General features: G+C 39.3%; 15 protein-coding genes. 7 read left to right on the top strand and 8 right to left on the bottom strand.

What is annotated here, in order from left to right:
• Positions 1-4: 4 nt before the first annotated feature.
• Together HPSH112_RS07930 and HPSH112_RS07925 are read right to left on the bottom strand one after the other, a co-directional pair.
• Positions 5-820: a MetQ/NlpA family ABC transporter substrate-binding protein gene (locus HPSH112_RS07930; protein ID WP_001020056.1), complete on the bottom strand. Its 816-nt coding sequence runs from the start codon at positions 818-820 to the stop codon at positions 5-7.
• Between the two features lie 145 nt (positions 821-965).
• Positions 966-1,562 carry a peroxiredoxin gene (locus tag HPSH112_RS07925; RefSeq protein WP_000961651.1) on the bottom strand — a complete coding sequence of 199 codons (597 nt, stop codon included), beginning with the start codon at positions 1,560-1,562 and terminating at the stop codon, positions 966-968.
• Between the two features lie 238 nt (positions 1,563-1,800).
• Between HPSH112_RS07925 and HPSH112_RS07920 the strand changes: the two genes are divergently transcribed.
• Both HPSH112_RS07920 and HPSH112_RS07915 read left to right on the top strand, forming a co-directional pair.
• Positions 1,801-2,802: an ABC transporter substrate-binding protein gene (locus HPSH112_RS07920; protein ID WP_000903749.1), complete on the top strand. Its 1,002-nt coding sequence runs from the start codon at positions 1,801-1,803 to the stop codon at positions 2,800-2,802.
• Between the two features lie 205 nt (positions 2,803-3,007).
• On the top strand, positions 3,008-4,015 hold the full coding sequence (locus HPSH112_RS07915) for an ABC transporter substrate-binding protein (RefSeq protein ID WP_000961722.1): 1,008 nt from the start codon (positions 3,008-3,010) through the stop codon (positions 4,013-4,015).
• A 25-nt stretch (positions 4,016-4,040) separates the two neighbouring features.
• Here HPSH112_RS07915 and HPSH112_RS07910 read toward each other — a convergent pair whose 3' ends face one another.
• A complete protein-coding gene (locus HPSH112_RS07910) occupies positions 4,041-5,207 on the bottom strand; it encodes an FtsW/RodA/SpoVE family cell cycle protein (protein ID WP_000205624.1) in 1,167 nt (388 codons plus the stop codon).
• A gap of 205 nt (positions 5,208-5,412) precedes the next feature.
• Between HPSH112_RS07910 and flgB the strand changes: the two genes are divergently transcribed.
• The 5 genes from flgB to HPSH112_RS07890 all read left to right on the top strand — a co-directional run bounded on the left by flgB (position 5,413) and on the right by HPSH112_RS07890 (position 8,790).
• Positions 5,413-5,835, top strand: a complete 423-nt coding sequence (flgB, locus tag HPSH112_RS07905; protein WP_000347779.1) for a flagellar basal body rod protein FlgB — start codon at positions 5,413-5,415, stop codon at positions 5,833-5,835.
• 12 nt (positions 5,836-5,847) lie between these two features.
• Positions 5,848-6,333, top strand: coding sequence for a flagellar basal body rod protein FlgC (gene flgC, locus HPSH112_RS07900; protein WP_000480077.1), 486 nt, complete (start codon positions 5,848-5,850; stop codon positions 6,331-6,333).
• Positions 6,334-6,460: 127 nt separating this feature from the next.
• Entirely contained in the window at positions 6,461-6,790 is a 330-nt protein-coding gene (gene fliE / locus HPSH112_RS07895) for a flagellar hook-basal body complex protein FliE (protein WP_001147923.1), read from the top strand.
• 23 nt (positions 6,791-6,813) lie between these two features.
• Positions 6,814-6,936: a transcriptional regulator gene (locus HPSH112_RS08670; RefSeq protein WP_079992015.1), complete on the top strand. Its 123-nt coding sequence runs from the start codon at positions 6,814-6,816 to the stop codon at positions 6,934-6,936.
• A gap of 6 nt (positions 6,937-6,942) precedes the next feature.
• Positions 6,943-8,790 carry a peptidoglycan D,D-transpeptidase FtsI family protein gene (locus HPSH112_RS07890; protein WP_000369084.1) on the top strand — a complete coding sequence of 616 codons (1,848 nt, stop codon included), beginning with the start codon at positions 6,943-6,945 and terminating at the stop codon, positions 8,788-8,790.
• Positions 8,791-8,993: 203 nt separating this feature from the next.
• Here HPSH112_RS07890 and HPSH112_RS08905 read toward each other — a convergent pair whose 3' ends face one another.
• From HPSH112_RS08905 to HPSH112_RS07865, 5 genes are all read right to left on the bottom strand, one after another.
• The gene (locus HPSH112_RS08905) at positions 8,994-9,530 is read right to left on the bottom strand and encodes a sulfatase-like hydrolase/transferase (protein WP_000579973.1); all 537 of its coding nucleotides are present in this window, start codon (positions 9,528-9,530) and stop codon (positions 8,994-8,996) included.
• Complete coding sequence (locus HPSH112_RS08900; protein ID WP_041199849.1) at positions 9,527-10,660, bottom strand: sulfatase-like hydrolase/transferase; 1,134 nt, start codon at positions 10,658-10,660, stop codon at positions 9,527-9,529. Before HPSH112_RS08900 ends, HPSH112_RS08905 begins: the two co-directional genes overlap by 4 nt.
• Positions 10,661-10,748: 88 nt before the next feature.
• Positions 10,749-11,606 carry a cytochrome c1 gene (locus HPSH112_RS07875; protein WP_000657567.1) on the bottom strand — a complete coding sequence of 286 codons (858 nt, stop codon included), beginning with the start codon at positions 11,604-11,606 and terminating at the stop codon, positions 10,749-10,751.
• Positions 11,603-12,841 (bottom strand): cytochrome b, encoded by a 1,239-nt coding sequence (locus tag HPSH112_RS07870; protein WP_000807835.1) that lies wholly within the window; start codon positions 12,839-12,841, stop codon positions 11,603-11,605. The genes HPSH112_RS07875 and HPSH112_RS07870 overlap by 4 nt, the downstream gene beginning before the upstream one ends.
• A 10-nt stretch (positions 12,842-12,851) precedes the next feature.
• Positions 12,852-13,355 (bottom strand): ubiquinol-cytochrome c reductase iron-sulfur subunit, encoded by a 504-nt coding sequence (locus tag HPSH112_RS07865; protein WP_000763647.1) that lies wholly within the window; start codon positions 13,353-13,355, stop codon positions 12,852-12,854.
• Positions 13,356-13,382: the final 27 nt, after the last annotated feature.

Here is a 13,382-nt window from a genome sequence, read left to right as displayed (position 1 = left end):
GCGTTTAAAAAGCCGGGATAATCGCTCCCTTATAGGTATCCAAAATAAATTTCCTGGTCTTTTCGCTTTGTAAGGCTTCAATCAGCGCTTTTATGGCTTCATCTTGCGCGTTATCCTCACGAGCGGCTATTAGATTGGCATAAGGCGAGTCCTTGTCTTCTGAAAATAAGGCTCCGGTGAGTTTTGCTTGCAAGGCATAATTCCCTGTTACAATAGCCCCATCCACATCCCCTAAAACTTTAGGCAACAATGCGGCTTCTAAAGGCTTGATTTTGATATTGTAAGGATTTTTGACAATATCAAACTCCGTAGCGTATAGATTGCTTGGGTCTTTGAGAGCGATAATCCCTTGTTTATGCAGTAAAATCAACGCCCTGCCTTGATTGCTCGGATCGTTTGGCACGGCAATCACTGAGCCTTTTTTAAGGTTTTTAATGTCCGTGATTTTTTGAGAATAAAATCTCAAAGGCTCCACATGGATATTGGCCAAACCGATGAGATGCATTTTTCTGTCCAAATTAAACCGATCCAAATAAGGGCGGTGCTGGAAGTAATTCGCGTCTAAAGAGCCGTCATTGAGCGCTAAATTAGGCAACACATAATCCGTAAAAGACACGATCACTAATTTGATCCCTTTCTCCTTCAAATCATCCACGACTGATTGCAAGATTTGCGCATGCGGCACAGGATTAGCGCCCACTTTAAGCTCACGAGTGATTTCATGCTTTTCTTTTTTTTCTTTGTGGTGTTTGGCGTCTAAGAGATTAAACAAACCTAAAGCAATTACCCCTACACTAATAATACGCTTGAATATATTCATAAAAACCCTTTATTAAAAAAAATTAATTCAAAAATGATAAAAAGATAAAACGATACGAAAATTTCAGGAATCGGCAAAGAATAAAAAGAAAAGGATTCAACCAAGAAAAACGAAGTTTCTCTTGATTAAACAGCGAATCAAACCATTAAAGGTTAATGGAATTTTCTTTAAGATATTCTGCAACGCCTTTATGGGTAGCTTTCATGCCTTTATCGCCTTTTCTCCAGCCTGCTGGGCACACTTCACCATGTTCTTCAAAGTGTAAGAGAGCGTCTACCATGCGAAGCATCTCGTCTGCATTCCTACCTAATGGCAAGTCATTGATCACTGCGTGTCTTACTTTCATGTTTTTGTCAATCAAAAAAGCACCTCTCAAAGCGATCGCTTCTTCAAACAGCACATCATAATCTCTAGAAATGCTCTTAGTAATATCAGCCACCATAGGGAAAGACACTTGACCGACACCGCCTTTTTCCACAGGGGTGTTTTTCCATGCGAAATGCACTTGCTCGCTGTCAATAGACACGCCAATCACATTAAAGCCTTTTTCGTGGAAGTCTTTCACTCTTTTGTCAAACGCAATGATTTCTGTAGGGCATACAAAAGTAAAATCTTTTGGCCAAAAGAAAAGGATCACACCATTCTTGCCTAAATTTTTAGAAAGCTCAAAGTGTTCATCAACCTCATTGTTTCCTAAAACGGCAGGTGCTTTAAAATCGGGGGCAAGTTTTGTAACTAACATATACAACTCCTTAAGTGTTTTAAAATCTTGTTGGATCAAAATTAAACCTAAAATAGATTTAATTTATTATGCTTTCCACTCAATCAGTGGAAACATGGTGGAGTATATTCTTAAAAAGTTAATGAAAGGGTATTTCCTTTTAAATTTTAAGATTTTGTGAAAAATAGTTTCATTTTTACTGCTTGTATTTCCTTAATGGTGTTATAATCGCTTCATAAATCATACAAAAGGAATTGTCATGCTGATCGCTCGCTTTAAAAAAGCTTTAATCTCTTATTCTTTAGGCGCGCTTATTGTTTCATCTTTATTGGGCGTGGCTAACGCTTCAGTGCAAGAAGTCAAAGTCAAGGATTATTTCGGGGAGCAAACTATAAAGCTCCCTGTTTCTAAAATAATCTACTTGGGTAGCTTTGCAGAAGTGCCTGCTATGTTCAATACTTGGGATAGGGTTGTAGGCATTTCGGATTACGCTTTTAAATCTGGTATTGTTAAAGCCACTCTCAAAGATCCTAAACGCATTAAATCCATGAGTAGCGATCATGTGGCGGCTTTGAATGTGGAATTATTAAAAAAGCTTAGCCCTGATCTTGTTGTAACCTTTGTGGGTAACCCTAAAGCGGTAGAGCATGCGAAAAAATTTGGGATTTCATTCCTTTCTTTCCAAGAAAAAACCATTGCAGAAGTCATGGAAGATATTGACGCTCAAGCTAAAGCCTTAGAAATTGACGCTTCTAAAAAGCTGGCTAAAATGCAAGAAACTTTGGATTTTATCAAAGAGCGTTTGAAAGATGTCAAAAAGAAAAAAGGGGTGGAGCTTTTCCACAAAGCCAATAAAATCAGTGGCCATCAAGCCCTTGATTCAGATATTTTAGAAAAAGGGGGTATAGACAATTTTGGCTTGAAATATGTCAAATTTGGGCGCGCTGATGTTAGCGTGGAAAAAATCGTTAAAGAAAACCCTGAAATTATCTTTATTTGGTGGATAAGCCCGCTTAGCCCTGAAGATGTGTTAAATAACCCTAAGTTTTCCACTATCAAAGCCATTAAAAACAAGCAAGTTTATAAGCTCCCCACAATGGATATTGGCGGGCCTAGAGCCCCACTCATTAGTCTTTTTATCGCTTTAAAAGCCCACCCTGAAGCGTTTAAGGGCGTGGATATTAATGCGATTGTTAAAGACTATTATAAAGTGGTTTTTGATTTGAAGGATGCAGAAGTTGAGCCATTCTTGTGGCATTGATTTTTAAAAAAAAGGCTAGTATTTTTTAGCCCTTCATGTATCTATCGCGCCAGGCTTAAAACAAGCCTTGTAGCTAAAATTTTCTTCTCTAATTTTTATCTTGCCTTTATCTTTTAAGATTTTATGAAAAATAGTTTCATTTTTACTATTGTTGTTTTCTTAGTGATGTTATAATCGCTTTATAAATCATACAAAAAGGATCGTTATGTTAGTTACTCGCTTTAAAAAAGCTTTTATTTCTTATTCTTTAGGCGTGCTTGTCGCTTCATTATTGTTGAATGTGTGCAACGCTTCAATGCAAGAAGTCAAAGTCAAGGATTATTTCGGGGAGCAAACTATAAAGCTCCCTGTTTCTAAAATAGCCTATATAGGGAGCTATGTAGAAGTGCCTGCCATGCTTAATGTTTGGGATAGGGTTGTAGGCGTTTCGGATTACGCTTTTAAAGATGATATTGTTAAAGCCACTCTCAAAGGCGAAGAGCTTAAACGCATCAAACACATGAGCACTGATCATACAGCCGCGCTGAATGTAGAGCTTTTAAAAAAACTCAGCCCTGATCTTGTTGTAACCTTTGTGGGCAACCCTAAAGCGGTAGAGCATGCGAAAAAATTTGGGATTTCATTCCTTTCTTTCCAAGAGACAACGATTGCAGAGGCCATGCAAGCTATGCAAGCTCAAGCTGCGGTCTTAGAAATTGACGCTTCTAAAAAATTCGCCAAAATGCAAGAAACTTTGGATTTTATCAAAGAGCGTTTGAAAGATGTCAAAAAGAAAAAAGGGGTGGAGCTTTTCCACAAAGCCAATAAAATCAGCGGCCATCAAGCCATTAGCTCAGACATTTTAGAAAAAGGAGGCATAGACAATTTTGGCTTGAAATATGTCAAATTTGGGCGTGCTGATATTAGCGTGGAAAAAATCGTTAAAGAAAACCCTGAAATCATTTTCATTTGGTGGGTAAGCCCACTCACGCCTGAAGATGTGTTAAACAACCCTAAGTTTTCCACTATCAAAGCCATTAAAAACAAGCAAGTTTATAAACTCCCCACAATGGATATTGGCGGGCCTAGAGCTCCGCTCATAAGCTTATTTATCGCTTTAAAAGCCCACCCTGAAGCGTTTAAAGACGTGGATATTAATGCGATTGTTAAAGACTACTATAAAGTGGTTTTTGATTTGAAGGATACAGAAATTGAGCCCTTTTTATGGCATTGATTTTTAAAAAAAGGGCTAGTATTCTTTAGCCCTTCGTGTATCGCGCCAGGCTTAAAACAAGCCCTATAGCGATACAATTCGCCAAAAGCGAACTCCCTCCATAGCTCAAAAACGGCACCGCTAGACCTTTAACCGGAAAAATCCCTCCCACCCCAAAGGCGTTGATCACTAAAGAAAAACTGATGAGCAGCGCCACACCCACGCAAAATAGCGAATATTTTGGCTCTTTCAAGCGGTTAGCGATCCTAAAAATCAAAACAATCAAAACAGAAAACAAAATAAAACAAACGCATAGCCCCAAAAAACCCCATTCTTCGGCGATCCCAGCTAGAACCATATCTGTATGCACTTCGCTCAAAAACCCAAGCTTGATTTGCCCTAGCCCAAGCCCTTGCCCAAACAACCCCCCATTATGCATGGCGTTGCCTGCATGAAAGACTTGATAGGATTCGGGCAAGTCGCTTATTCTAAGAGCGTTCGCTAATTTATCCGGCAAAAGCGTGAAAAGCGAATTTTGCAAATTAGACCACCACAATTTCACGCGCAAGATCCTATGAGGGCTTGTAACAATCGCTAAAACGCTGATCGCAAGCGCCCCTAAAACAATCAAGCCAAACAAATGCGCGCTCCCTCCAGAGAAGACTAACAACATGATTAAAACTGCCCCCAAAAGAACGATCTGCCCCAAATCGTTTTGCAAAAACCCCACCCCAACCGCTAATACCACAAACACCACTGAATAAGGCCCAAAAATGATCAGTTCTTCTTTAACACTAGCCTTTTCTTTTGCCACAAAGGTGCGAGACAAACTCCACGCAAGAAAAAAGGTGAAGCCAATCTTTAAAAACTCCAAGGGTGCGAGAGAAAAAAACCCCAAACGAATCCATCGCTTCGCCCCTCCCGCGCTACTAGAAAGGCTTTCTGGCAAAAAAAACATGCCAATAATGAGTAATAATGGGATAAAAAGAAGAAAAAACCCCAAACGGCCAAACCACTTGCTAGGATCAACCCTAGACAACCCCCACATGATAACAATCCCCATGATCGCGCTCACAAGCTGTCGTATGAAAAAATGGAACTCCCCATAATGATACAGCACCACTGTGGTGTAAGTTGAGAGCGAATAGCTCATCAATACCCCCAAAAAAATCAATAGCGAAGCGCAAAAAAACAGGCTTTTGTCTGTAGTCATTAGGATTTCCTTATCTTGGTTTTTTAAATAGGCGTTCTCTTAAGGTATTTTAGGGGTATTTTACACTATAATGGCTCTGAATTATCTTATCGCTCAAGCTTAAGTGCGCTTTGAAATTGATCGCATTCTTTGATGAGAAAGCGAGCCGGTTTTGGAATGTTTTTTGCATGCTATGAATTTGCAAGGGTTTAAAAAAGGGGTTTTGATGGATTTTTCTAAAGCGTTTGGATTGGTTTATAAAGCGCTAGATTATAGGGCTTTAAGGCAGGATATGATCGCTTCTAATATCGCTAATGTGGATACCCCCTTTTACAGGTCAAAGGATTTGGATTTTGAAAGCGTTTTAGCGAAGAAAAAAGCAGAAATTTTTGAAAACCAATCCAGTAAAGTTTTGCCTTTAGCCCACACTAACCCTAGGCATTTAGACTTTGAAAATAGTGCTAAAGATGGGGCAAGCCTTTTTTTTAGAGACGGGCATTTGGCTAAGAATGATGGTAACAGCGTGGATTTAGACATAGAAACGAGCGAAATGGGTAAGAACTCTACCATGTATTTAGCCTTGAGTTCAGCCTTAAAAAAGTATCGAGGCGTGATCAATTACGCCATTGATTCCAGTAAGAATTTATAGTTAAGGGAAAGCATGTTTTTATCTTCTTTTGATATTAGCGGTTATGGTTTGTCTGCCCAACGCTTAAGGGCTAATTTGATTTCTTCTAATATCGCTAACGCTAACACCACACGCACGAGCGAAGGAGGCCCTTATAGGAGGCAAGAAGCGGTGTTTAAGGCTTTTGATTTCAATGAGATTTTAAACCAAAAAATCGCTCAAAACCATCAAATCACCCCCTATGAAGACCCCTTAGATGAAGGCGATGACAACCCCTTAATCCCTATCACAAGCGTGGTGGTGGATAAGATTGTGCGCGATGATAGCGAGCCTTTGATGAAATACGATCCCAGCCACCCTGACGCTAACGCTCAAGGCTATGTGGCTTACCCCAATGTGAATGCGGTGGTTGAAATGGCGGATTTAGTGGAAGCGACTAGAGCCTATCAGGCCAATGTTGCAGCCTTTCAAAGCGCTAAAAACATGGCGCAAAATGCGATTGGCATGTTACAAACATGAACGATTTCCAACAATTTATGGTAGTATAAGGAAATTTAGGTAGTATTAGCCAAAGATCAGTAGAATACAGAAATGAATAAAATATTTAATAGAGTTAAATTTTTAAAAAAGAGCTTAAGGAGGTTCTATGCAAGCCATACACAATGATAAAAGCTTATTGAGTCCTTTCTCTGAGCTTAACACGGACAACAGGACTAAAAGAGAAGAATCAGGCAGCACCTTTAAAGAACAAAAAGGTGGGGAGTTTTCCAAACTCTTAAAACAATCCATCAATGAGCTTAACAGCACTCAAGAGCAATCTGATAAAGCCTTAGCCGACATGGCGACAGGGCAAATCAAAGATTTACACCAAGCGGCTATCGCTATAGGGAAGGCTGAAACGAGCATGAAACTCATGCTTGAAGTGCGCAACAAAGCGATCAGCGCTTATAAAGAGCTTTTAAGAACGCAGATCTAATCTCTTAAGTGGCGTCTCTTTAAATGATCGCTTGGTCCTTTTTAAAGAGAGGGTTCGTTGTTGCACTCAATTTTGACAGATTTTATCATCAAAAATTCATGTTCTCATGCGTTGTGAAAATCCAGTGTTACGCCATTTTCAAGTGAGCGTTCATGGATAATAAAAACATTGATCCCAACTTCAACCCAGAGCGATTTTTAGAAACCCAAAAATACAAGGTCGTATTTACGGCTTTAGTCTTTTTGTTGCTTTTTATTGTTTTTTTAATGGTGGCTTTTAAAAAAGCTTTTTTTGCCCAAGCCAACATGCCCACTTTGGTGATGAGCAAACAAGACACTGCAACTAGGGGGACTATCTATAGTCAAGACAACTACAGCCTAGCCGCTTCGCAAACCCTTTTCAAACTGGGCTTTGACACAAGGTTTTTAAACCCAGATAAAGAAGATTTTTTCATTGATTTCCTTTCTATTTATAGTAATATCCCTAAAAAGTCCTTAAAAGACGCCATCAATACGAAAGGCTATACCATTCTAGCTTATGATCTCACGCCCAATACCGCTGCTAATCTTAGAGACTTGAATAAGAAATTTTTAACCTTTGGGGTTTTTCAAAATTTCAAAGACGCGCGCGATAAAGTGTGGCAAAAGCAAGGGCTAAACATTGAAGTGAGCGGCGTTTCTAGGCATTACCCTTATCAAAATAGCCTAGAGCCAATCATTGGCTATGTGCAAAAACAAGAAGAAGACAAGCTCACTTTAATTACCGGTAAAAAAGGCGTTGAAAAATCTCAAGATCACTTGCTTAAAGCCCAACAAAATGGCATAAGAACAGGCAAAAGAGATGTGAGTTTTAACTTTATCCAAAACCACTCTTATACAGAGGTTGAACGGCTTGATGGCTATGAGGTGTATTTGAGCATTCCTTTAAAACTCCAAAGAGAAATTGAAACCTTATTAAACAAAGCTAAAGACAAACTCAAGGCTGAAGAAATCCTAGTGGGTATCATCAACCCCAAAAGCGGGGAAATTTTATCGTTAGCTTCAAGCAAGCGCTTCAACCCTAATGCGATTAAAACCAGCGATTATGAAAGCTTGAATTTGAGCGTTGCCGAAAAGGTTTTTGAGCCAGGCAGCACGATTAAACCCATTGTTTATTCCTTGCTGTTAGACAAGAATTTAATCAACCCCAAAGAACGCATTGATTTAAACCATGGCTATTACCAATTGGGAAAATACACCATTAAAGATGACTTTATCCCTAGTAAAAAAGCCGTTGTTGAAGACATTTTGATCCAATCTAGCAATGTGGGCATGATAAAAATCAGCAAAAATCTCAACCCGGAGGATTTCTATAACGGGCTTTTAGGCTATGGATTTTCTCAAAAAACGGGCATTGATTTATCCTTAGAGGCCACAGGGAAGATCCCTCCTTTGTCCGCTTTCAAGCGTGAAGTGTTAAAGGGCAGCGTCTCTTATGGCTATGGGTTGAACGCGACTTTCTTGCAGCTTTTAAGGGCTTATGCGGTGTTTTCTAATGAAGGCAAATTGACTACCCCCTATTTAGTGCAACGAGAAACCGCCCCTAATGGCGATATTTACATCCCTAGCCCCAAACCCACTTTTCAAGTCATCAATCCAAAAAGCGCTAGAAAAATGAAAGAAACCTTAATTAAAGTGGTGCGTTACGGCACAGGCAAAAACGCTCAATTTGAAGGGCTATACATAGGGGGCAAAACGGGCACGGCTAGGGTTGCTAAAAACGGGAGTTACAGCGTGCAGTCCTACAACAGCTCTTTTTTTGGGTTCGCTGAAGATGAAAAGCAGGTTTTTACTATCGGCGTGGTTATCTTAGGCTCGCACGGCAAGGAAGAATATTACGCTAGCAAGATTGCAGCCCCTATTTTTAAAGAAATCACCGAAATTTTAGTGCGTTACAATTACCTATCGCCCTCTATTGCGATCCAGAACGCGTTGGAGAAAAACCGCTTTAAGATAAAATAAAAGGCTCTTTTTAACCCAAACTCCAAAAAAGGAGTCTAAAATTGCCGGATCTGCTGTATTAAGGCTAAATTTAGAGGATAGATTAGAAAAAATCTGTTTAAGTTAGATTGATCCTATTTTTAAATCATAACATTTACCCATACCATAACAAGCAAAGCCTAATTGCTTTTTTAAGCTCAAAAATCAAACAATTATAATATCGCTCATTTATTCATAGGATAAACCTTGCTATCGCATGGTTTCCTTGGGCGCTTATCGTTGTAATTCTCATTAAATAAATCTCTTGTTTTTTCATAATCTTTGGTAATTATTCCTGCCAATGGCAACAAGGTATGCAATAAATCATCGCTCATAAAAGGCTTGTGTAAAGCTTCTTCAAAACTTTTTACCATTTGCGGGCGTTTTTGTTTGAATGTATCGCTCATATAGATTAAAAATGGGATTTCTACACTGGCATTTGAACACTCATGGGTGTTAAAATCGCTTGATTCAAACATGTCATCGCCATGATCGCTTAGATAAATTACGAGACTATCCTTATCTTTAAACAATTCAACCAAAGAATACAAAACATAATCATTATAATAAACGCTGTTAATATAATCGGTTACAACTTGCTTATCAGCATTGTTTTTAACCCGCAAAGGCTTGTTTTTTGAAAAGTAAGAAGTGTTATTGAGATTAAAGTAGGAAAATTCTTTAGGAAAGCGGTTCTTGTATTCAAAATGGTTGCCGATCAAATGAAAAACAACAAAATTTTTGTGCTTTCTACTCTCTCTCTCTCTCTCTCGTTATTATAATACCGCTTGAAAAGAGTGGCTAAGTTTTCATCATAAGGCTTATCATTTTCTATATAAGTATCAAAATGCTTAGCTATTTGATAATAGCTATTGCCCCACATGAGTCCATAGCCTTGAGAGGTGATCCAAACGCTTTTATAATCGGTCAATTTAAGGATATGGGCTAGATTTTTATATTGATACCATGCCTTTTGGTTGAGATTATCCCTATTGGCGTAAGTTAAAAGCATTGTGAAACTTTTATCCGTATAAAAAGCTGGACTGATCACATTATCAAATACTAAAAGCGAACCTTTTTCTTTTAGAGCACTCAAATAGGGAGTTGTAGGGGTTTGATAGCCATAAATACCCATAAAATTTCTGTTCAAACTCTCGCCAAAAATTAACACCACATTATCAATATTTCCTGTATTTTTGACTAAGTAATCTTTAGGATAAGAAGCGTTTTCTAAAGCTTGACTGGAGTTATTGCTTTCTCTCAAACTGCTAATATTCCTCCAAAAATAATACGCTCCTTTAGCCAAAGCAATGTATTCTATCGTTCCATCAGCATTCAACAACGCTTCATCTTCTTTATATTTTTTGATGGTTTTTATAGTGTGTGGCATCTCTGCAATCAAAAATAAAACGCTTAAAATACTAGCTATTTTTAAAGGAATTGGTTTATTAGGAATGAGACTGAATAGTTTTAGAGAACCTATGGCTATTAAAATAAGCCCTATCACAAAATACCAGTGCGGATAGACATAGGCATGGAGGAATTCTAAACTCTCTTTATAATGCGTGGTGAATAAAATATTACCCAACTCATTAGACAAAGGCAAATGAAAATAATACGAACCAAAAATATCTATACAGCTAAACACAATCCCTAAAAATAATATAAAACTTTTTAGACTTTCTGTTATAAACCTGTTTTTAATAAAACTAATCGCATAATAAATAATAAAAAGCCATATAAAACTATACAAAAATGCTTTGAAAATAAAGCCAACGCTCACTGAAGAGAGAAAGCATGTTGAAAGCGCATTAAAAAGAATGAACACAAAAAATTTAGCGTCTAAAATCACCAAAACCACCACATTAAGACATAAGGAAATTCTAAGCAACTGACCATAAAACAAGGCCACAAAAAACACCTCCCCCTCTTTTTTCAAATCAATGCACTTCGCTCCAAACTTTTCTTTTCCACGCATAAGCCAAGAACGACAGCACCGCAAAGAAAATCATGATCTTTATCCCTAAGGTATTCCTTTCATGTTTTTTCCTATCGCCCGCTTTTTCCAAATATGCGATGACTTGTTTTTGAGCCTTTTCATTCAACCCCACTCTAGGCATAGCCGTGCCAGGCAAAAGCTTTTGCGGATCGTTGATGAAAATATTCAAGCCATGTTCGCCTTTAGCTCTAATCATCATGGACAAATCAGGCGCATGAGAGCCTAAATAATTGGCTAAATCTTTAGGATCGCTAAAGGCCTTATCTTTAGCGTAATCCAGGCTATGGCACCTTTGACAGCTTTGCGCGAACACTTCCTTATCGCTCAAATTTTTAGGCAAAATAGAAGTGAGATACGCCACAATATCGCTCAAATCTTTATCGCTAAATTGAGAAAACGCCGGCATAGGATATGGCCTTTCATCGTTAAATTTATGGCTCAATTTCGCCGTTTTCACAGGATCTTTGATGAAGTGGGCTAAGAAATTCGCGCTCAAAACCCCCGCCACATGGCTTAAATCCGGTGGCACGACCCCAAAAGAGTTGCTCGCGCTAAGGCTATCCATAGGGGCTGGAATGTTTTGGGATTTAATGCCATGGCAAGCGGTGCAATTTTCGGCTACAAGCTGTTTGCCTTTATTAGCGTCGCCATTTTTTAAATCCATCGGCTCTAAATCCTTGAAAGCAAAATCTGCCGGAGCGACTTTAGGGTGCATCACCGAATGCGCATAAGGCTCAACCCCATAATAAATCACGCCTATCACCACAATAAGGATAATTAGAATCTTAAATTCTTTCATCTAGCACCCCCTTGTTTCTTGCTCTCAGCGATAGTGATAATGGGCAATACCACAAAGAAAAGGGCCAAGAAAGTGATTGAACCCACTAAGCCAATGTATTTACCAATCCCAAGCGGAGGCAATTTACCATAGATCGTTAAAACAATCATATCAATGATTAAAAGCCAAAACCACACCATAAACGCAGGCCGCTTGTGCGCGGGAGCGACAACTGGGCTTCTGTCCAAAAAGGGCAGTAAGAAAAAGATCACTTGCGCCACGCCAAAGGCCATTAGCCCTAAATCAGCGCTGAAGAAAAAGCCCCTTAAGACTTCATAGCTCCATAAGAAATACCATTCAGGGTAAATGTGAGGCGGCGTTTTAAGGCTGTTAGCCCTTTCAAAGTTGATAGGATCCATCGCAAAATCATAGTGGTAACACACCAAGTAAAAGAAAAAGACCATAAACGCGCAAACCACAAAAATATCTTTAGACAAGAATACCGGCCAAAAAGGAATGACTTTGGATTCTTTTTTCTTGCCTTCAATGAATTTCTTTTCTTCTGATTCAAAGTCAATCTCTTCGCCTTCTTGGTTATTGACATGCGGGATGCGTAAAGAATAAAAATGCATCCCAATGAGCAAAATGATCGCAATGGGCAGTAAAAACACATGGAGCATGAAAAAGCGCGTTAAAGTGGAATCCGCCACAACATAATTCCCCCTAATCCACTCCACCACATCAGCCCCAATGAAAGGAATGCCCCCAAATAAATTCGTGATAACCGCTGCGGCCCAATAGCTCATCTGCCCCCAAGGCAGCATATACCCGCTAAAGGCTTCCGCGCTAAAGACCACAAACAAAATCATCCCGCTAATCCAAATCATCTCACGACCCTTTTTGTAAGAGCCATAATAGATACCGACAAACATGTGGATATAGATGATGACAAAAATCATGCTCGCTGCCGTGGCATGCATGTGGCGCCAAAGCCAGCCATAAGCCACTTCTTGCATGATGGTGAAATTCACGCTATCAAACGCCATTTTCGCATCAGGCTTGTAATACATGAGCAAGAAAATCCCTGAGATCACAAGCGCACCAAAAAGGGTCAATAAAATCACCCCCATAGCCCATAAGAAATTGATGTTTTTAGGGATCCAGTATTCTGTCATTAGCACTTTAACAAGCTTGTTAGTGCCAAGACGCATGTCCAGCCATTCGCCTAAATTCTTCGCTTTTTTTATCTCTGCCATTGAACTCTCCTTACGCTTTAGCCATCATTTTTTTGTATTCAGCCCCGGCTTCACCAAAAGTGATCTTAGTGCCTTCAATTTTAAAAGGCGGAATATCAAAAGGGCGTGGAGGGGGAGTGCCGGCAATATTCACGCCATCAGAAGTGAAACGCCCCCCATGGCATGGGCATAAAAAGCCTTTTTCTTCATTTTGATAAGTGGGGATACACCCTAAATGCGTGCAAATTTGAATGGCTGTGGTAAAAACGCTCTCGCCAATTTTAAAATCGCGCTTTTCATTAAAACCCTCTTTTTTAGAACGCTTGAGGATATAGACCGGTTTCCCACGCCATTCCACAGTGGAAAACTGCCCTTCTTGCATATTCGCCACATCTATGGTTGTAAAACCGGCTGAAACAACGCTTGGAAGCGGATCCCAAGTCTTTTTCATCGCTACTAGACTCGCTATAGCCCCTATAGCTGTAACACTAGCAAGGCTCATTCCTAAAAAATCACGCCTTTGAATATCTGCCATGTAAAAAACTCCTTCACAATAATTACC

The organism is Helicobacter pylori Shi112 (assembly GCF_000277405.1).
Classification (GTDB): domain Bacteria; phylum Campylobacterota; class Campylobacteria; order Campylobacterales; family Helicobacteraceae; genus Helicobacter; species Helicobacter pylori_C.
This window is presented reverse-complemented; position numbering and strand designations above follow the sequence as displayed.